The 20,433-nt window shown below is 64.1% G+C and carries 15 protein-coding genes; 5 read left to right on the forward strand and 10 right to left on the reverse strand.

All coding sequences use genetic code 11. The features are described 5' to 3' along the window. Window positions 1-11: 11 nt before the first annotated feature. The 6 genes from AC3RCJ_RS23580 to AC3RCJ_RS23605 form a co-directional block, all read right to left on the reverse strand. Window positions 12-875, reverse strand: coding sequence for a MinD/ParA family ATP-binding protein (locus AC3RCJ_RS23580; RefSeq protein ID WP_492964706.1), 864 nt, complete (start codon window positions 873-875; stop codon window positions 12-14). Continuing rightward, complete coding sequence (flhF, locus tag AC3RCJ_RS23585) at window positions 868-2,181, reverse strand: flagellar biosynthesis GTPase FlhF (protein WP_492964707.1); 1,314 nt, start codon at window positions 2,179-2,181, stop codon at window positions 868-870. Before flhF ends, AC3RCJ_RS23580 begins: the two co-directional genes overlap by 8 nt. A 352-nt stretch (window positions 2,182-2,533) precedes the next feature. Next, entirely contained in the window at window positions 2,534-4,630 is a 2,097-nt protein-coding gene (gene flhA / locus AC3RCJ_RS23590) for a flagellar biosynthesis protein FlhA (protein WP_492964708.1), read from the reverse strand. Continuing rightward, window positions 4,627-5,820 carry a flagellar biosynthesis protein FlhB gene (flhB, locus tag AC3RCJ_RS23595; RefSeq protein WP_492964709.1) on the reverse strand — a complete coding sequence of 398 codons (1,194 nt, stop codon included), beginning with the start codon at window positions 5,818-5,820 and terminating at the stop codon, window positions 4,627-4,629. Before flhB ends, flhA begins: the two co-directional genes overlap by 4 nt. A gap of 139 nt (window positions 5,821-5,959) precedes the next feature. Continuing rightward, the gene (locus tag AC3RCJ_RS23600; protein ID WP_492964711.1) at window positions 5,960-6,958 is read right to left on the reverse strand and encodes a fumarylacetoacetate hydrolase family protein; all 999 of its coding nucleotides are present in this window, start codon (window positions 6,956-6,958) and stop codon (window positions 5,960-5,962) included. Window positions 6,959-7,043: 85 nt separating this feature from the next. Beyond that, entirely contained in the window at window positions 7,044-7,754 is a 711-nt protein-coding gene (locus AC3RCJ_RS23605) for a pseudouridine synthase (protein WP_492964713.1), read from the reverse strand. Between the two features lie 240 nt (window positions 7,755-7,994). Here AC3RCJ_RS23605 and AC3RCJ_RS23610 point away from each other — a divergent pair, with 240 nt between their 5' ends. After that, the gene (locus tag AC3RCJ_RS23610; protein ID WP_492964714.1) at window positions 7,995-8,387 is read left to right on the forward strand and encodes a hypothetical protein; all 393 of its coding nucleotides are present in this window, start codon (window positions 7,995-7,997) and stop codon (window positions 8,385-8,387) included. Window positions 8,388-8,778: 391 nt separating this feature from the next. On the opposite strand, the gene AC3RCJ_RS23615 is transcribed toward AC3RCJ_RS23610, so the two are convergent. The 4 genes from AC3RCJ_RS23615 to AC3RCJ_RS23630 form a co-directional block, all read right to left on the reverse strand. Then, a complete protein-coding gene (locus AC3RCJ_RS23615) occupies window positions 8,779-9,777 on the reverse strand; it encodes a S49 family peptidase (protein WP_492964715.1) in 999 nt (332 codons plus the stop codon). A 41-nt stretch (window positions 9,778-9,818) separates the two neighbouring features. Beyond that, window positions 9,819-10,196 carry a Rieske (2Fe-2S) protein gene (locus AC3RCJ_RS23620; RefSeq protein ID WP_492964716.1) on the reverse strand — a complete coding sequence of 126 codons (378 nt, stop codon included), beginning with the start codon at window positions 10,194-10,196 and terminating at the stop codon, window positions 9,819-9,821. Then, on the reverse strand, window positions 10,193-10,852 hold the full coding sequence (locus AC3RCJ_RS23625) for an HAD-IA family hydrolase (protein WP_492964717.1): 660 nt from the start codon (window positions 10,850-10,852) through the stop codon (window positions 10,193-10,195). Before AC3RCJ_RS23625 ends, AC3RCJ_RS23620 begins: the two co-directional genes overlap by 4 nt. A gap of 86 nt (window positions 10,853-10,938) precedes the next feature. Beyond that, the gene (locus AC3RCJ_RS23630; RefSeq protein ID WP_492964718.1) at window positions 10,939-11,934 is read right to left on the reverse strand and encodes an RluA family pseudouridine synthase; all 996 of its coding nucleotides are present in this window, start codon (window positions 11,932-11,934) and stop codon (window positions 10,939-10,941) included. A gap of 679 nt (window positions 11,935-12,613) precedes the next feature. Between AC3RCJ_RS23630 and AC3RCJ_RS23635 the strand changes: the two genes are divergently transcribed. From AC3RCJ_RS23635 to moeA, 4 genes are all read left to right on the forward strand, one after another. Continuing rightward, on the forward strand, window positions 12,614-15,751 hold the full coding sequence (locus AC3RCJ_RS23635; protein ID WP_492964719.1) for an Rne/Rng family ribonuclease: 3,138 nt from the start codon (window positions 12,614-12,616) through the stop codon (window positions 15,749-15,751). An 84-nt stretch (window positions 15,752-15,835) separates the two neighbouring features. Then, window positions 15,836-17,176: a chromate efflux transporter gene (gene chrA / locus AC3RCJ_RS23640; protein ID WP_492964720.1), complete on the forward strand. Its 1,341-nt coding sequence runs from the start codon at window positions 15,836-15,838 to the stop codon at window positions 17,174-17,176. A 35-nt stretch (window positions 17,177-17,211) separates the two neighbouring features. Then, window positions 17,212-18,333 (forward strand): GTP 3',8-cyclase MoaA, encoded by a 1,122-nt coding sequence (gene moaA, locus AC3RCJ_RS23645; protein ID WP_492964721.1) that lies wholly within the window; start codon window positions 17,212-17,214, stop codon window positions 18,331-18,333. Window positions 18,334-18,395: 62 nt separating this feature from the next. Continuing rightward, on the forward strand, window positions 18,396-20,243 hold the full coding sequence (moeA, locus tag AC3RCJ_RS23650) for a molybdopterin molybdotransferase MoeA (RefSeq protein ID WP_492964722.1): 1,848 nt from the start codon (window positions 18,396-18,398) through the stop codon (window positions 20,241-20,243). The last annotated feature ends 190 nt before the right edge of the window (window positions 20,244-20,433 follow it).

Below are 20,433 nucleotides of genomic sequence, written 5' to 3' on the forward strand. Positions count from 1 at the left end.
TGATGATGAATTCAGGCGCTGAAATGGTGTGCACTCCCCGTCTGATACAAGGTGCTGCCCAGCACGGGCGCCGCCGAACGCACCAGCCGCTCGGCCAGTCCGCGAAACGCCACCGATGCGCCCGCCAGCGGGAAGGCATCGACCACGCTGCGCCCCAGCCGCGCCGCGCGGTGCAGGTACTCGTCGGCCGGCACGGACCCCATCGAGGTCAGTTTCACGGCCAGGTAGCGGCTTGCCGCCTGTGCCATATTATCGTATACCACTTTTGCCTCGGATTCGGAAGCGCCGGTAACAAGAATTCCAAACGGGCGCCGTCCCAGTTCCTGGTTCAGGCGCTTGATCAGGCAATACGCCGCCTTGATCGAGGTGGCGCTATTGGACACCTGCACCACGATGTCGGCCGAGGCCATCAGCGGCACGGGAAAGCAGGCGCCCTGCTCGGCCACGACGCCGTCGACCAGCACGATGCCGCTCTGGCGCGCCATGACCTCGAAGGTCTTGGCCAGGCGCCGCGATTCATCCTCGCCCGCGTAATCGACGCTATCCATCAGATAGTTGCGCGCGCCCAGGTGGGTCACGCCGAAGCCCTGCGGCACCTGGTGGATCACCTGGTTCAGGCCGCACTGCTGGCGCGCCACGTCGAGCAGGCTGGCGCCGTGCGCCAGGCCCAGGCGCGCGGCGACGCCCTCGCTGCCGCCGCTGGCGTCCACCAGCAGCACTTCATTGCCCGCATGCGCGAGCGACGCGCCCAGGTTGACCAGCATGGCGCCCTTGTCATCCTGCGGCGTGGCCGACAAAAAAGTCATCACGCGCGGCTGCGGCCCGGCCAGCATGCGGCGCAGGCCCTCGGCCTGGTCGAAATCGAAATTAGCCAAGATGCACCCCGCGCGCTTCGTTGTTGCGGGCGGCCGCCTGCGCCATCAGCAGCGGCAGTTCGGCGTCGGAAAACTGGGTCGCCGCCGTATCGCGCTTGAGCTTGAAGGCGCGGTCGATCAGGTAGGCGCGGTCGGCCAGGTGCAGGTCTTCCGGCACGCGCTGGCCGTTCGACACATAGAACAGGTTGAGCTTCTGGCGGATCACCACGTCGAGCACATTGCCGATCGACGCCGCTTCATCGAGCTTGGTCATGATGCAGCCGGCCAGGCCGCTGCCCTGGTAGGCGCGCACCACTTCGTTCAGGGTTTCCTGCGTCGCCGTGGAATTGAGGCACAGCAGGCGCTTGACGTCGGCGCCGGCGCCCGACAGCATGGCCACCTGCTCCGTCACCATCTGGTCGCGCTGGCTCACGCCCACCGTATCGATCAGCACCGTGTGCTTGTTTTTCAATTCCTTCAGGGCGATGCGCAAGTCCGCCTCGTCCTTCACCGAATGCACCATCACGCCGAGGATCTTGCCATAGATGCGCAGCTGTTCGTGCGCGCCGATACGGTAGGCGTCGGTGGTGATCAGGGCCAGCTTTTCCGGGCCGTGGCGCATCACGCAGCGCGCCGCCAGCTTGGCCGTGCTGGTGGTCTTGCCGACGCCGGTCGGGCCGACCAGGGCGAACACGCCGCCCTGCTCCAGCATGGCGTCTTCATTGGCCACCGTGTTCAGGTTACGGCTGAGGACAGTCTTGATCCAGCGCATGCTTTGCGCGCCGTCCAGGCCGGCGGGCAGCTTGTCGATCAGGTAGCGCGCCAGGCTGGCCGAGAAACCGGCTGCCAGCATTTCGCGCAGCACGACGGCCTTCTGCGGCTCGCGCTGCTGCGTCGAGCCCCACGAGATTTCCGCCAACTGGGTTTCCATCATGCCGCGCATGGCGCGGATTTCATTCATCATGCCGCTCATCTCGGCGGCGGCATTCTCTTTGACGTGCGCCAGGGCGCTGGCCATCATCTGCTGCATGCGGGCCATGTCCACTGGCTCGGACGCTGCGTGGCGCGGCGCGGCGGGGCGCTGGGCCGGCGCGGCAGGACGCTGCGGCACGGCGAATTGCGTCTGCAACTGCGGGCGCGGCTGGGCCATTTCGGAGGCGGCCGGCGGCGATGCCAGCGAGGCGGCATCGTCATTGGCCAGCGCGAGGATCTCCACCACGCCATCGGCCTGGCGGTTCGACAGGATCACGGCATCGGGACCGAGCGCCTCGCGCACCTTGCGCAGCGCATCGCGCGACGACGCGCCGGTAAATTTCTTCACATTCATGACCGGCCTCCCAAGGCGGGGGTGGCGCAATATTGGCTGAATTGTGTGACCATCATCGACTCCTGTTGCGTGAGCGCTGTCTTCCACATGGAACACAGATCACTCGGACAGTTTCCATTATTAGCGATGCTTGCTGGAAATGATCGAAGGAACAGGACGGGAAAGTCCCCGTTATTCAGTTTGCCGGCAGGAAATTGATGTTTATTTGACCAAAAGCAAGGGCTGGGGTCAGTCCCCCACTAACGCTAACGACATCTGGGGTCAGACGGGGACGCCGAGTCCCCCTCGCACCTTGGCGATGACCTTCATGTTGGCGGTGTGGAGGGTCTGACCCCGGCATTAACTATGTCCACTACTGCGCGCCCACCAGCGCCGTGACGCGGATCGTCTTGGTTTCCGGCACTTCCGCATGCGACAGCACTTTGAGCTGCGGCAAGGCGCGGCGCAGGAAACGCGACAGCAGGGCGCGCAGCGGGGCCGGCACCAGCAGCACCGGCGTCAGGCCCAGCGCTTCCTGCTGCTGCGCGGCCAGGCCAGCCTGCTGGGCGATGGTGTCGGCCAGGCCAGGCTCGATGCCCGCGCCGTCGCCGCCGGCGCCCAGCGCCTGCATCAGCAGGCGTTCCAGGCGGTTGTCCAGGGTCATCACGGACAGCTCGGCCGCGCCGGGGAACAGTTGCTGCACGATGGCGCGGCCCAGGGCCACGCGCACCAGCGCCGTCAGGTCGTTGGCATCCTGCGTATGCACGGTATGTTCGGCCAGGGTTTCGATGATGGTGCGCATGTCGCGGATGTGCACGCCTTCCATGAGCAGGTTCTGCAGCACTTTCTGCAAGGTCGACAGCGACAGCATCTTCGGCACCAGGTCTTCCACCAGGCGCGGCGCATCCTTGCCCAGGTGGTCGAGCAGGGATTGCACCTCGGCCCGGCCCAGCAGCTCCGACGCATGCGACGTGATCAGGTGATTCAGGTGCGTGGCGACCACCGTGCCCGCATCGACCACCGTGTAGCCCATCGATTGCGCCTGGTCGCGCAGGCTGGCCTCGATCCAGGTGGCCGGCAGGCCGAACGCGGGGTCGCTGGTGGCCACGCCAGGCAGGCTGCCGCTGGCCATGCCGGGATTAATCGCCAGGAACTGGCCATTGAACGCCTCGCCCGTGCCCACTTCCACGCCCTTGAGCGTGATGCGGTAGGCCGACGGCTTCAATTCCAGGTTGTCGCGGATATGCACGGGCGGCGCCAGGAAGCCCACTTCCTGCGCGAATTTCTTGCGGATGCCTTTGATACGCTTGAGCAATTCACCGCCCTGGCTCTTGTCGACCAGGGGAATCAGACGGTAGCCCACTTCCAGGCCCAGGGTGTCGACAGGCATGATGTCTTGCCAGCTGGCTTCTTCCTGCTCAGGCGCCATGGTGGCTTGCGGCACCTCGGCCGGCTTCTCGGCCGCCTCCTTCGCTTGTGCGCGCTTCTTGCTGATCAGGTAGGCGCAGCCGGCCAGCAGCGACGCCAGCAGGATGAAGACCATGTTCGGCATGCCGGGAATCAGGCCCATGCCGCCGATGATGCCGGCAGTAATATACAGTACTTGCGGTTTCGCAAACAATTGCCCCACCAGCTGGGTGCCGATGTCCTGTTCGCTGGCCACGCGCGAGACGACGATACCGGCCGCCGTGGAAATGATCAGCGAAGGAATCTGCGCCACCAGGCCGTCACCGATGGCCAGCAGCGTGTAGTTCTTCAAGGCATCGGCAAAGCCCATGTCGTGCTGGATCAGGCCCACCAGCAAGCCGCCCACGATGTTAATCACGGTGACCATGATGCCGGCGATGGCATCGCCGCGCACGTATTTGCTGGCACCGTCCATGGCGCCGTAGAATTCCGCTTCCTGCGCCACTTCCGTGCGGCGGCGGCGCGCTTCGTCCTCGCCGACCAGGCCCGCGTTCAGGTCGGCATCGATGGCCATCTGCTTGCCCGGCATGGCGTCCAGCGCGAAGCGGGCGCCCACCTCGGCGATACGGCCCGCACCCTTGGTGACGACGGTAAAGTTGATGATGGTCAAGATGATGAACACCACGATACCGACCGTGTAATTGCCGCCAATCAAGAAGTGACCGAAGGCTTCGATCACCTTGCCGGCCGCGTCGGCGCCCGTATGGCCTTCCGTCAGCACCACGCGCGTGGAGGCCACGTTCAGCGACAGGCGCAGCATGGTCGACACCAGCAGGATGGTCGGAAAGGCCATGAAGTCGAGCGGCTTGACCGTGTACAGCGCCGTCAGCAGCACGATGATGGACAGCGCAATATTAAAGCTGAAGAAAATGTCGAGGATGAAGGCCGGCAGCGGCAGCACCATCATCGCCAGCAGCATGATGATGATGACCGGCGCGGCGATGCCCTTGCTGGCGTTGCCTTTCAATCCGCTGAGCCAGGCTGGCATGGTCAGGCCGTTCATGGTGTGCTTCCTTTATTCTTGTTTGCCGCGTCCGCCGCGGCTTTGGTCTGCGATGCGGGGTCGAGCGGGTCGAGCTCGGGCGGCACGTCGAGTTTCTTCGGCTTGTCCGGGCGCTGGCCATGGCCGCTGCCGTAGCTGCGCAGCTGGAACACATAGGCCAGCACTTCGGCCACGGCGCCGTACAGCGCCTCGGGAATTTCATCGCCGATGTCCGTGTGCTGGTACAGCGCGCGCGCCAGCGCCGGCGCTTCCAGGATGGCGACCTTGTGTTCGCCGGCCAGTTCGCGGATCTTCGCCGCCACCTCGTCGATGCCCTTGGCCACCACCTGCGGCGCGCCGCGCGAATTCTCGCCATACTTGAGCGCCACCGCGTAGTGCGTCGGATTCGTCACCACCACGTCGGCGGTCGGCACGTCGGCCATCATGCGGCGGCGCGACATCTCGTGCTGCATCTGGCGGATCTTTTGCTTGATCTGCGGATTGCCGTCCGATTCCTTGGCTTCCTGCTTGACTTCCTGCAGGGTCATTTTCATCTTGTTGGCGTAGTGCCACATCTGGTACGGACCATCGATGGCGGCGATCAGGCCCAGCGCGCCGACGATGATCAAGAAGGCGCTGATCAGCAGGCTGATCAGGTGAGCCGAGCCGGCGCGCAGCGATTCCACGGACAGGCCCAGCACCGCGTCCTTGTGATGCTGCATGACCATCCAGGCGACGATGCCGACGACGATGGTCTTGGCGATGGCCTTGAGCAATTCCACCAGCGCATTCTTCGACACCATATTGCCCAGGCCGCGAATCGGGTTGAGCTTGCCAAAATTGGGGGTAAATGCCTTGGAGCTGAACAGCCAGCCGCCCACCAGCAGCGGCGACGCCAGCGCGACGACCATGATGGCCACCGCATACGGCAGGCAGGTCAGCAAGACCGAGCCCACGTCGTAGCCGATGCGCAGCATCATCGCATCGGGATTGAGTATCTGTTCCCGGTCCAGCGACAGCCCGGACACCATGACGGCCGTCAGCCGGCGCACGATGGCGTCGCCGGCAAACCACAGGCAGCAGCCGGACGCCATCAGCACCGTGAACGTCGCCACTTCGCGCGATCGCGGAACGTCGCCTTCCTCACGCGCCTGCTCGAGGCGCTTCGGTGACGCGGCTTCGGTCTTTTCTGCGTCGCTGTCTTCCGACATCAATCAACTCCGGTGAAGTCCCGCGGCCTGGCTAGGCGCAATACGGACTGGGCATGACGCATTATCGGTTCAAGCGGGCGCGCGCCATCGGCGGAACAGGGGGGCAAATCCCCTGTATTTCCTTTACTCTCCAGTAACCTTAGCGGGACTTGCGCGCCTCGGCCTGTTTCACAGTCTGTTCTATCGCGCCAAACAGCGACTTGCCGTCATCGCCCAGCATTTCCAAACGAACAACATCACCAAACAGCAAATACGGCGTGCTGGCGACGCCATCGGCGATCATCTCCTGGTTACGTCGCTCAACGATGCTGGAAAATCCCTTCTTGACTTCCTTGTTGGCGATACCGCCCGCACTCACCACGCTGCCGGCGCGGGCCTGGCGCGTGCGGCACAGGTGGGCCAGCAACTGCGGATAATTGAAGGCCATGTCGGCGCCGGCGTGGGGCTGGCCCGTCAACTTGCCGTTCAGGCTGCAACGCACGGCGTAATGCACCTTGCCGCCGCGCCAGGCGTCGCCCAGTTCGTCGGGCGTGATGGCGACAGGGGAGCAGGCCATGGCCGGTTTCGCCTGCAAAAAACCGTAGCCGCCGGCCTGCTCGTCGGGCGCCAGCCTGCGCAGGGTGACGTCATTGACCAGCATCAACAGCTTGATGTTCAGGTGCGCCTGGTCCGGCGTGGCGCCCATGGCCACGTCGTCCGTGATGGCGGCGATGCCGGCCTCGTAGTCGATGCCCCACTGCTCGTGCGCCAGGCTGATGTCGTCGTGGGCGCCCAGGAAGTCGTCGCTGGCGCCCTGGTACATCAGCGGCGCCTCGCGCAGCTTGGCGGGCGCCTCCAGGCCGGCGGCCTTGCAGGCGCGCTCGATCTGCTGCAGGTAGGCTGCGCCGGCCACGCGCAGGCTGCTGCGTGGCAAGGGCGCCATGCAGTGCGCGGGGTCGAAGTCAAAGGCGCGATGGCCACGGCCGCTGTTGATGGTCTGGTACAGCAAGTCCAGCTGCGGGGAAATGAAACTCCAGTCGTCGAGCGCCTTTTGCAGGGTGGGGGCGATGCCGTCGGCCAGGTGGGCCGTTTTCAGGTCGCGCGAGACAACGGCCAGCTGGCCGTCGCGCGTGCCGTCCTTCAGTGTAGCTAATTTCATGTACGGAAAACTTCGTCAAATGCAGGCAGTGGAGGCCAAATACGCAAAAAAGCCGGGAAAACCCGGCTTCGGCGCTCAGGAGGAGTTATGCCAGGAGGGCGATCTGCTCCGGGGTCAGGTAGCACCACTCGCCTTCGGCGATGCCCAGCGACTCCAGGGTCAGGCTGCCGATGGCGGAACGGTGCAGCCCGCTGCAATGGTTGCCGGCGGCGGCCAGCATGCGCTTGACCTGATGGTATTTACCTTGCTCGAGCACGATTTCCAGCTGGAATTCCCCGCGCTTGACGCAAACGAGGGCCGCCAGCGGTGCGGGCTCGTCATGCAATTGCACGCCGGCCAGCAGCAGCGCCACCAGTTCATCGGTCACCGGCTCTTGCGTGGTGGCCTGGTAAATCTTCGGAACGTGCCGCTTCGGCGACGATTGTGCGTGGATAAATGCACCATCGTCGGACATCAGCAACATGCCGGTCGTGTCGTGGTCGAGCCGGCCGACGGGTTGCACTTCGCGCCAGCTGAACTGTTCCGGCAGCAGGGTCAGCACGCCGGGGTGGTGGCTCGGTTTGCGCGAACATTCGAAGTTGGCGGGCTTGTGCAGGGCCAGGTACAGGCGCTCGCGGTAGGCCCACTCTTCTTCGAAGACGTGCAATACCAGGCCTTCGGTCTCGACGGTAGTGCGGTAATTGGTCTGGGTCACGCCATCGATGACGACGTCGCCATCGTCGATGAGGGAACGGCAATATTTGCGGGTGCCAAAGCCCTGCGATTGCAGGATGCGGTCTAGGGATAATTTACTCATGGGCGTGACTTTAACAGATGCGGCTAGCCAGGTGAAGACGCCGCATGCGGCGCCGGCGCGGCGCCCGATGCAGATGCGCGACAAAATACAATGCCTGTTTTCAGCACGAACGGTTGGTTCCTTTGAGATATGTCAAGCGCTCGGAATATTGCATTGTTAGACTGAAACTTCGTTAGGAATCCGCCTAACGTACTTTAGGAATAATGGCAGTAACCACCCACGACCTCACAAGGACATCGTATGCAGCACATCGACACCATTGCCTTACAAGGCAGCATCGACGAGATGCGCACCCGTATCGCCATCGAACAGAGCGCGATGCATAAAGTCAAACTGGGCGTGGCCCGCTGGCGCGGCGACTTGCCGGCGCTTGGTGCGGACGCGCCGGCCACGCAAGCGCCGGCCTGCGCCGCCAGCCAGGTCCGCTGGCATGCCGAGGCGCAATGCCATTTCATGTGCTGGCTGGCGGATGGCGGCTTTGCCCGTGAAGACGAGGACGTGGAAATGCCGGGCCTGCCTGCGCTTGCGCAGCAAACGGTCGCGGCGCAAGCCATGCCAAAGGAGACGACAGCGCAGGCGAAGCCATCCGCCACCCCGATCTTGCCTGCGCATTGCAACGACTGCCCCGCCTGAATGAAGGCTGAACCGCGCCAGACATGCCTGGTTCCCGCATGCCTGGCACTTCTTCCCTCGCGTCGCGTCATGCCGGGCGGCCGCGTGGCGGCGGCAGGACATCGACGCACACGATGCGCCAAAAGGGAACGGCGGCATTGCGCCGCCGTTCCCAAGCCCCATCGGGACTTTAGTGAGGAATGTAAATTCACTCAAAACCGCATCTGCGATACGGCGAGTAGTTCCAGGACCTGCCCATCAAGTTAGTACTGACAACATAGTAGATATATCGCCCCTCCTTGAAAAGAACTACCCTTCCACTATAGCCCAAGCGGGTCGATTTTCAAGGCAAATCACCATCTTATTGAAAATCATTCTCGATTGGCTTGCCAAGTTATTACGAGAGATATCTTCAACGCAATGCCGGCTGTGCCTGCTGCACGGCCGCCTTCATGGCCCCCGCGCCCATGGCCGCGCCGAATTTCTTCAGCACCCGCTCGGGCAAGCCTTCATGCTGCGTGTAGTCGACGATGTCTTCCGCCTTGACGACATCGCGCGCCACGCTGTCGACCGTGCCGAAATCGTCGGCCAGGCCCATCTCGACGGCCTTGGCCCCCGTCCAGTACAGGCCGGAGAAGGTATCCGGGGTTTCCTTCAGGCGCTTGCCACGGCCGGCGCGCACCACCTCGATGAATTGCTGGTGGATGTCATTGAGCATGCCCTGCGCGTGGGCCTTGTGTTTTTCCGTCAGGGGGCTGAACGGGTCCATGAAACCCTTGTTCTCGCCGGCCGTCAGCAGCCGGCGCTCGACGCCCACCTTGTCCATCACGCCCGTAAAGCCGAAGCCGTCCATCAGCACGCCGATGGAGCCGACCACGCTGGCCTTGTTGACGTAGATGCGGTCGGCGGCGGCCGCGATGTAATAGCCGCCCGAGGCGCACATTTCGTCGACCACCACATATAAAGGCTTGTCCGGATAGCCCTTGCGCAGGCGCACGATTTCATCGACGATCATGCCCGCCTGCACGGGGCTGCCGCCCGGGCTATTAATATGCAACACCACGGCCACGGAGCCGCTGTCGGAAAACGCCTTGTCCAGCGCGGGGATGACCACGCCGGCCGAACCGCTGCCTTCGGACTCGATGGCGCCGCTGATGTCGATCAGGGCCGTATGGCGGCCCAGGGTCTCGCCGTCGTCGGTGCTGTTGTAGTCATAGAACACCCACAGGGCGAACAACACGATCAACAGGCTGAACACCTTGAAGAAGACGCTCCAGCGGCGATGCGCGCGCTGCTCCTGCAAGGTGGCAAACACCAGCTTTTCCAGCACCTCGCGCTCCCAATGGCCGGCGGGGGCGCCGTTGCCGGCTGCCGCACCAGTGTCCAGCTTGTCATTCGTGTTATCGCTCATAGTTCACTTTGCTTAAATTGCAAAAAAGCCAGCGCCTGGCATCACGCCGGCACGGGCCTGACATAGTCGTCCGCCTGCCAGTACAACTGGCCGTCGCGCTCGGCGACGGGAATCGGACGCAAGCGGCCGCCCTTGCAGGGGCCGCCCGCGCAAAAACCGCTATCGGGCACATAGATGGCGCCATGCGTCGAGCACATCAGGTACAGGCCGCTCGATTCAAAAAACTCGCCTTCGGCCCAGTCCAGCTCGATCGGCACGTGGGCACAGCGGTTCAGGTAACCGTAAACCGTGCCGTCATAGCGCACGACAAAGCCGGTGGTCGCTTCGCCGCCGGCCAGCACGGGAAAGCGCACGCCCTTGCCGCCCTCGGCCACCGCCTCGGCGGGACAGATCAATATTTCCACGACATCGCTCATCATGCGTTCTCGCTCAGCCATTGATGCAAATCGGCCACCGTGGCGGCCGAGTACAGTGGCTTGCAAGCCTGCAACTGTTCCACCGGATGCGCACCATACTCTACGGCAATACCGGCCGCACCGGCATTGCTTGCCATCAATAAATCATGGCTGGTATCGCCGATCATCACGGTACGGCGGATATCCTGTCCCAATTCGCGCGTGATTTCCTGCAACATGGCCGGATGGGGCTTGGAAAAAGTTTCGTCAGCGCAACGCGTGGCGTCGAACAGGGACAGCAGCTTGACGGCATTCAGCGAGCGGTTCAGGCCAACCCGGCTCTTGCCCGTGGCGACGGCGAGGAAATACGCGTGCTGCGACAAGTCCTGCAGCATCTCCTGCACGCCGGGAAACAGGATCAGCTCATGGTCGCGCGACAGATAGTGATAACGGTAGCGCTCCACCATGCGCGCATGGTATTTCGGCTCCACGTCGGGCATCACCAGCTGCATCGCTTCCTGCAGGCCCAGGCCGATCACGTGCGAGGCGAGCAGGTCGGTGGGAACAGGCAAGCCCAGGTCTTTGGCCGATGCCTGGAGACACTTGACGATGGTCGAGGTACTGTCCATCAAGGTACCGTCCCAATCGAAGACGATCAGATCAAATTGCTTTCTTGCCATGTTTCCCGACGACATAGTCGCCGGCTCCTTGAAAATGAATGATGGCGACTGACTACCTTGTGAGTAGCGTCGCGCACGCGATGGATTTATCGTGCGGCAACAGCCAATGGTTTGCCCAAGCTTACCAAGAAACGCTGGCATTCGGCAGCCAGCGGCGCGTTCAGGGTCATCGTCTTGCCCGTTTCCGGATGCGTAAACGTGATCTGGTGCGCGTGCAGGAACATGCGCTTGAGGGCGCCGCGCGTGCTGTCGGCCTTCAACAGCGCACGGTTGAGGGCGAAGTCGCCATATTTATCGTCGCCGGCGATGGGGAAGCCGGACGAGGACAGGTGCACGCGGATCTGGTGCGTGCGGCCCGTCTTCAATTCCGCTTCCAGCAGGGCGAAATTGTGATATTTATGCAACAGCGAAAACACCGTGTGCGATGCCAGTCCATCGGCCTGCACGGCCACCCGGCGTTCGCCCTCGGCCGTCGTATATTTATGCAGCGGCAGCTTGATATGCTGGCGCGCATTCTTCCAGTCGCCCGCCACCAGCACCAGGTAGCGCTTGTCCGTGACGCCGTCGCGCATCTGCTCGTGCAAGTTCGTCAAGGCCGAACGTTTCTTTGCCAGCAACAGCAAGCCGGACGTGTCGCGGTCGAGGCGGTGCACCAGTTCCAAAAACTTGGCGTCGGGGCGCGAGGCGCGCAATTGCTCGATCACGCCGAACGACACGCCCGAGCCGCCGTGCACGGCCACGCCGGCCGGCTTGTCGATGACGAGCAGCTGCGCATCTTCGAAGATGATGGCAAATTCGGCGGCCGGCGCGCCCGTGGGCGCCTTTTCCGCCACGCGCACCGGTGGAATGCGCACCACGTCGCCGGCGGCAAGACGGTACAGCTGATCGATACGGCCTTTATTCACCCGTACTTCTCCCGATCGCAAGATCCGGTAGATGTGGCTTTTAGGCACTCCCTTGCACACTCTTAATAAGTAGTTGTCAATACGCTGGCCTGCTTCTTCTTCAGCGATCGTGACGAATTGGGCTTGCGGCTGAACCGGGGGTGTTGAAGGGGGAACAACATCATTTTGACTCTTCATTTACTATGTCTTCCCAGAAATCTCTCTAAGTCCTTCATTTTGAATATATAATTGTTTTTGCTGCGGCCCTGGCTGCTGCGAGTGTAAGAATAAAAGCACATTTTACACAGGGGCGTCTCCACCGGCCTCGCCAAATTGCAAATTCGGTGGAAAAAAATGTATATGCACCATCCCCGCGCGAATCAAGGTTGCACCGTAGTTGTAATCGGATAAGGCGTGGAGATGCTGAAGTGAGTGTGGGATTATAAGGATAAGTACCCGTTAGCGCGACTTATCGAGTCGGGCTCGCGGGTTGATGAAGTTGATAACGCTTGCCGTTTTCGCCAAACCCCGTATGCGGCCACCTGAGGTTGTCGATGAATAGGCTGAGGCCAAGCCTCGCCATCGCGATCCCTGTAATGAGCCTGCTTACGATTTGGCTCTGAATTTGCTGACCACTTGCATTCTCTGCCCCCGGCATCCGGGCTGTTTCAGATGAGTTGCAAGTGTCCCGTGCACTCGGCATGACGATCGACCTCACCGCGCCTGTTGCGGCCGTAACGTATACCTCGTACGCGTTGTTGCTCCGCACGCCTGGGCATTTCCCCCGCCAGCACTCCCGTTCTCGCATATATCCCTGTACTTCGCCGCTTCCCCGGAAGCGGCTTTGAGATGGCCTACGGGTCGCGGAGTTATAAAAATGAAACGCATGTTGTTTAATGCCACGCAGCAAGAAGAACTGCGCGTAGCGATTGTCGACGGACAAAAACTGATCGACATCGATATCGAGACAGCCGGGCGCGAACAGCGCAAATCCAACATCTACAAGGGCGTGATCACGCGCATCGAGCCTTCGCTCGAAGCGTGCTTCGTCAGCTATGGCGAAGACCGCCACGGCTTCCTGCCGTTCAAGGAAGTTGCCCGCACGTATTTCCGTGAAGGCGTCGACGTGCGTAACGCTTCCGTCAAGGAAGCGCTGCGCGAAGGCCAGGAAATCATGGTGCAAGTGGAAAAGGAAGAGCGCGGCAACAAGGGCGCCGCCCTGACCTCCTTCGTTTCGCTGGCCGGCCGTTACCTGGTCCTGATGCCGAACAACCCGCGTGGCGGTGGCGTATCGCGCCGCGTGGAAGGCGAAGAGCGCCAGGAATTGCGCGAAACCATGGATAAACTGGACTTGCCTGCTGGCATGTCCGTCATTGCCCGCACGGCAGGCATCGGCCGCAACGTCGATGAACTGCAGTGGGACTTGAATTACCTGATGCAACTGTGGCGCGCCATCGAAGGCGCCGGCAAGTCGGCCAACGGCGCTTTCCTGATCTACCAGGAATCGTCGCTCGTCATCCGCGCCATCCGCGACTACTTCCAGCCCGACATCGGCGAGATCCTGATCGACACCGACGAGATCTACGACCAGGCGCACCAGTTCATGAGCCACGTGATGCCCGACATGGTGCACCGCGTGAAGCGCTACAGCGACGACGTGCCGCTGTTCTCGCGCTTCCAGATCGAGCATCAAATTGAAACGGCGTACAGCCGCACCGTGCCGCTGCCATCGGGCGGCGCCATCGTCATCGACCATACGGAAGCGCTGGTCTCCGTCGACGTCAACTCGGCGCGCGCCACGCGCGGCTCGGACATCGAGACGACCGCCTTCAACACCAACTGCGAAGCGGCCGAGGAAGTGGCCCGCCAGCTGCGTTTGCGCGACCTGGGCGGCCTGATCGTCATCGACTTCATCGACATGGAAGTGGCGAAGAACCAGCGCGAAGTGGAACAGCGCTTGAAAGATGCGCTGCACCATGACCGTGCCCGTGTACAAATGGGCAAGATTTCCCGCTTCGGCCTGATGGAGCTGTCGCGCCAGCGCCTGCGCCCTTCGCTGTCCGAAGGCTCGCACGTGACGTGCCCGCGCTGCTCCGGCACCGGCCACATCCGCGATACGGAATCGTCCGCCCTGCAGGTGCTGCGCATCATCCAGGAAGAGGCGATGAAGGAAAACTCGGCCACCATCCACGTGCAGGTGCCCGTGGACGTGGGCGCCTTCCTGCTCAACGAAAAGCGCGGCGAAGTGCTGAAGATCGAGAACCGCCACCGCATCGCCGTGATCCTGATCCCGAACAAGCATCTGGAAACGCCGCACTACAAGCTCGAACGCATCAAGCACGACGATCCGCGTCTGGAAGACAGCCAGGCCAGCTACAACCTGGCCGAAAGCGCTGAAACCGACATGGCCTACAGCAAGCGCCAGAAGGAAGAAGCCAAGCCGCGCCAGGAAGCCGTCGTCAAGACGATCACCCCTGACCAGCCGGCCCCGATGGTCGAGCGCAAGCCCGTCGAAGTCAAGCCGGCGCCTGTCGCCGCGCCTGCCGCGCCGCAAGGCCTGATCGCCAAGATCATCAGCTTCTTCACGGGCGCCCCGGCCGCACCGGCTCCGGCCCCCGCCCCTGCCGCTCCCGTCAAACCGGCCGGCAATGCCGACCGCGGCGACCGCAACAGCCGTGGCCCGCGTGGCCGTGGCCGCAACGGCAAGCCGGGCCGCGAAGAGCGCGAACCGGGCCAGGGCCGACCAGCCCAGGATGATGCAGCCAAGGAAGCCGAGGCACTGGAAAAGGCGGCCCGTCCGCCACGCCCGCCGCGTCCGCCACGCGAACCGCGTGAAGCTGGCGATGCAACGGCCGCACCACGCGAGCGCGGCGAGCGTCCTGAGCGCGCAGAGCGCCCGGAACGCGCCGAACGTCCGCCGCGCCAGCCACGCGAAGCGCGCGAACCCCGCGCCGACAAGGCTGTTGTTGCTGAAGTGAAAGCTGACGAACTGGCCCTGCTTGGCGCCACCGCCAGCGCCGTCACCGTGGTCGTGGCATCCAACGGCCCGGAATCCGACGCCGCACCGGCAAACCTGCTGAAAGCGCCGGCGAATGCCGGTCCTGAAGGCGAAGAGACGGAAAACGACGTGGAAGGCGAAGAACCGCGCCGCCGCCGTCGCCGTGGCGGCCGCAACCGCAACCGCCGCGACCGCGAAACGGGCGAGCTGATCGAATCGGCAAACGGCGACAACGAAGGCCAGGACGCACCGGCGATCAGCTTCACGGTCGCTCCGGCGCCGGAAGCGGCCGCCGCTGCCGATGCTGCGCCAGTCGCCATCGTGGCTGCCGCCGCTGTCATCGCCGTTGCTGCGCCAGTGGAAGCTGCCGCCGCTGCGCCAGCCGTCGTGGCTGAAGTGGTTGAAGTGGTTGAAGTGCATGAAGTGGCCAAGGTCGCGGACATCGCCAAGACCGAAGAAGCCGCTCCTGCCGCTGACGCCGCAGCAGTTGCTGAAGTGATCGTGCCGGCAGCCCCTGTTGAGGCAGTCGTTGCTGCAGCACAAGCTGAACCAGCCGCTGCCGAACCGGCACCAGTTGCCGAGTACAGCTTTGCCGAGAAAACGGACGCTGCGCCTGCGCCTGCGGAAATCATCGTCGAAGCCGTGCCTGTCGCCGTCGTGGAAGCCGCGCCAGTGGTGGAAGCTGCGCCGCTGGTGGAAGCCATCGCCGTGATCGAGGAAGCGCCAACAGCTGAAGCAGCACCTGCCGTCGTGGAAGCCGCTCCCGTGGCTGCCGCGCCGGCGCCGGCGCCCGCAGTTGCTCCTGCTCCTGCCGCCGCCGTGGCGGCGCCACTGGACTTGAACGCGGTACTCGGTTCGGCCGGCCTGACCCTGGCCGCCACCGATCCGGAAAAACTGCGCCTGGCACGTGAAGCTGCGGCCAAGGCCGTCGCTCCCGTGCGCAAGCCGCGCGAGCGCAAGCCATTGCCGCCACAATCGGACGAGCCGTTGATCCAGGTCAACACGCAGCGTCCATAAGCGCGCCGGGTTCGCCCAGCCGTCAATGATGAAAGGGGGAGCTCAGGCTTCCCCTTTTTTATGTCCACTCGCCAGCCAGCCGCCATGCACGAGAACCCCACTACCACGCCTCCGTCCCCCGTCAGCCTGCGCAGCGCCTTCTGGTACTGGCTCAAGCTGGGCTGCGTCAGTTTCGGCGGCCCGGCCGGCCAGATCGCCATGATGCATGCGGAACTGGTGGAAAAGCGGCGCTGGATTTCCGAGCAGCGCTTCCTGCATGCGCTCAATTACTGCATGCTGCTGCCGGGGCCGGAAGCGACCCAGCTGGCCATCTACATCGGCTGGCTGATGCACCGCACGCGCGGCGGCATCGTGGCCGGACTGCTGTTCCTGCTGCCCTCGCTGCTGCTGCTGATCGTCCTGTCCTGGCTCTACATGGCCTACGGCCATGTCAGCGCCATCGCCGGCATCCTGTACGGCATCAAGCCGGCCGTCGTCGCCATCGTCGTGGCGGCCGCCTGGCGCCTGGGCCGGCGCACCTTGCGCAGTCCCGGCCTGATCGCCATTGCGGCGGGCGCATTTGTCGCCATCGCCGCGCTACGGCTGCCATTTCCACTGATCGTATTCGGTGCCGCCGTGCTGGGCGTCATCGGCGGCTACCTGTTGCCAGGGCAATTCCATGGCAAGGGCGGCGCGCATGGCAGCGCCGTGCGCCATGGCCCCGCGCTGATCGACGACCAGACGCCGACGCCTGCGCATGCGCGCTTCACGTGGACGCGCCTGCTTGTCACGAGTGCGCTGGGCCTCGCGCTGGGCGTGCTGGCCTGGTCGGCGCTGGCCATGCTGGGCGGACGCGAGCAGCCGCTGGCGCAGATGGGCGTGTTTTTCAGCAAGGCGGCCCTGCTCACGTTCGGCGGCGCCTATGCCGTCCTGCCCTACCTGGTGCAGGGCGCCGTCGAGCACTACCACTGGATCAGCAGCGCGCAGATGATGGATGGCCTGGCACTGGGCGAAACCACGCCCGGCCCCTTGATCATGATCGTCGCCTTCATCGGCTTCGTGGGCGGCTGGAGCCACGCCGTGCTCGGCGAACACCTGTGGCTGGCCGGCATCGGCGGCGCCGTCGTCGCGGCCTGGTTTACCTTCTTGCCTTCGTTCATCTTCATCCTGGCCGGCGCGCCGCTGGTGGAGGCCACGCGCGGCAACCTGCACCTGAACGCGCCGCTGAACGCGATATCGGCCGCCGTGGTGGGCGTGATCGCCAGCCTGGCCCTGTTCTTTGGCCGCCATGTCTTCTGGCAAGAACACCCGCTGCCACAGTGGGACTGGCTGGCCATCGCCATCGCGCTGGCGGCCGGCGTGGCGCTGATAAAATATCAAACAGGAACGATAAAACTGCTGCTCGCCTGTGCCATCTTCGGCCTCGTGCTATCGTATCTGCCTTGAACGACTTAACGTAACTGGTAACTGGCATCACCTTCATGGCTGACAAGATCATTTTCCTCGCCGAGGCCCGCAATGGCGCCCCGGCGATACCGGACCGGCTGGAAAGCCCCAGCGGCCATGTCGCCGACCGCCTGGGCCGGCCCCTGCACGACCTGCGCATCTCGATCACCGACCGCTGCAATTTCCGTTGCGTGTATTGCATGCCGAAGGACGTGTTCGACAAGAACCACGCCTACCTGCCGCACACGGATCTGCTGTCCTTCGAGGAAATCACGCGCATCGCGCGCCTGTTCGTCGCCCACGGCGTGGAAAAGATACGCCTGACGGGCGGCGAACCCTTGCTGCGCAAGAATATCGAAAAGCTCATCGCCATGCTGGCCTCCCTGCGCACGCCGTCGGGCCGGCCGCTGGACCTGACCCTGACGACCAATGGTTCCTTGCTCGCCAGAAAAGCGCAAGCCTTGAAGGATGCGGGCCTGAACCGCGTCACCGTCTCGCTCGACTCGCTCGACGACGCCACGTTCAAGCGCATGAACGACGTCGATTTCGCCGTCGCCGACGTGCTGCACGGCATCGATGCCGCGCACCAGGCGGGCCTGGGGCCGATCAAGATCAATATGGTGGTCAAGGCCGGCATGAACGAGCGCGAAATCGTGCCCATGGCGCGCCACTTCAAGGACACGCCCTACATCCTGCGCTTCATCGAATTCATGGACGTGGGCGCCTCGAACGGCTGGAACCTGCAGGAAGTCATCCCTTCGGCCGACATCGTGCGGCGCATCGCCGCGCACATGCCCTTGCTGCCCATCGACCCGAACTACACGGGCGAGACGGCGGCGCGCTGGCGCTATATGGACGGCAGTGGCGAAATCGGCCTCATTTCCAGCGTCACGCAGGCCTTCTGCGGTGACTGCAGCCGCGCCCGCCTGTCAACCGAGGGCAAGCTGTATACCTGTTTGTTCGCCAGCAGCGGCCACGACTTGCGCAGCCTGCTGCGCGGCGGGCATAGCGACGAAGAAATCTCCTCGGCCGTGGCGCACTTGTGGCGCGGCCGCGGCGACCGCTATTCGCAATTGCGCACCAGCCAGACCGCCTTGCCGGGCGGCGCGCTTGAGCCTGGTAAAAAGAAAGTGGAAATGTCGTATATCGGCGGCTGAATCGGGCGCCATGCATGCGCGCCGCTGCTACCATGGCGGATGCGCCTCAACTACCAATGAACATGATCGATAAACAACTCATTACCGGCCTGGTCCTGGCAGGCGGCCTCGGCACGCGCATGGGCCACGGCGACAAGGGCATGCTGCCCCTGCATGGCCAACCCCTGGCCCGCCACGTACTGCAGCGCCTGGCGCCGCAAGTGGGCCGGCTGGCCATCAGCGCCAACGCACATGCCGCAGACTACGCCCGCTTCGGCCTGCCCGTGTGGCCCGACCTGCTGCCTGGCCAGCTGGGCCCGCTGGCTGGCTTGCACAGCGGCATGCGGCACGCCGATACGCCCTACCTGCTGTGCGTGCCATGCGACTCGCCCCTGCTGCCGCCCGACCTGGCGGCGCGCCTGGCGGCCGGCTTGACGCAGGACAATGCCGACCTGGCCATCGCCGTCACCGAAGAGCTCGACCCGGCGACGGGAGCGACGGTGCGCCGTCCCCATCCCGTCTTTTGCCTGGTGAAAACATCGGCCCTGTCCCAGCTCGATGCCTACCTGCGCGGCGGCGAGCGCCGCATGCGCACCTGGCATGGCCCCTTGAAGCTGGCCGAAGTGCTGTTCGAGGACGGTGCCGCCTTCGGCAACATCAATACCCCGGACGAGCTGGCCGCGCTGCAGGCGCAAGGCTTGTCCGTGCCGCAGGCACAAGCCATCCTGGCCGATGCCGTGGCGCCCGTCGCTGAGCTTGAACATCTGCCGCTGCCGCAGGCGCTCGAGCGCATCCTGGCGGCCGACATCGTCTCGCCCATCAGCGTGCCCGCGCACGACAATTCCGCCATGGATGGCTATGCGCTTTACGGGGCTGACCTGGGCGGCGACACTGCTGTCACCCTCACCGTGGTCGACACCATCCTGGCCGGCCGTCCCGGCACCGTCAACGTGGGGCGCGGTCAATGCGCGCGCATCATGACGGGCGCCGTCATGCCCGACGGCTGCGACAGCGTGGTGCCGCAGGAACTCGTGCTGCAAGCGGGCGAAACCAGCATCACGCTGGCGCCGGACTGCATCCGCCCCGGCGACAACCGGCGCTTCAAGGGCGAAGACTTGATGCAGGGCCAGCCGGCCCTGCTGCAGGGCAAGCGCCTGGGTCCGGCCGAACTGGGTTTGCTGGCCTCGCTGGGCATCGCCACCGTGCCCGTGCGGCGCCGGCTGCGCGTGGCCTTCTTTTCCACGGGCGACGAATTGCGCTCGCTCGGCGAGTCGCTCGACGCCGGCTGCATCTACGACAGCAACCGCTACACCCTGCTGGGCATGCTGACGCGCCTCGGCTGCGAGGTGCTCGACATGGGCATCGTCAAGGACCAGCCGCAAGCGCTGGAAGCGGCCCTGCGCGGCGCCTGCGCCAAGGCCGACGTGATCATCACCTCGGGCGGCGTGTCCAGCGGCGCGGCCGATTTTACGCGCGAGATCCTGGCGCGCCTCGGTGACGTGGCCTTCTGGCAGATCAACATGCGCCCGGGCCGCCCCATGGCCTTTGGCCGGATTGCCAGCGAGGGCGACACGGCCTTGCTGCTGGGCTTGCCCGGCAATCCGGTGGCCGTGATGGCGACGTTTTATTTCCTGGCGCGCCCCACCCTGCTGCGCCTGATGGGCGCCGATGCGGAGACGGCGAATCTGCCCCTGCTGCAGGCGGCGGCGCAAGCGCCCATCCGCAAGAAGCGGGGGCGCACGGAATACCAGCGCGGCATCGTCGAGCGGGGCGCGGACGGGCGCCAGCACGTGCGCGTGACGGGCGCGCAAGGCTCGGGCATCCTGCGCTCGATGACGCAAGCCAATTGCATGATCGTGCTGCACGCAGCACAAGGCCATGTCGCCGCCGGCGACCTGGTCGATATCGTGCTGTTCCATGGATTGACCTGATGCCGTACTCCCGGCCAGGCTGACGCGCTGGCCGGGCCGCATTCGACGTCCCCCCTCCCTTCCACGACGGCCCGCCTTGCGCGGGCCGCTTGTATTGCCCCTTCGCAATCAATTTCCCCCGGCGGGCAGCCATTCCACTATCGAGATAATAATATTAATTATTTCCCAATGTAAAATATTAAAAAATACA

It is taken from the genome of Janthinobacterium sp. GW822-FHT07H11, assembly GCF_058798615.1.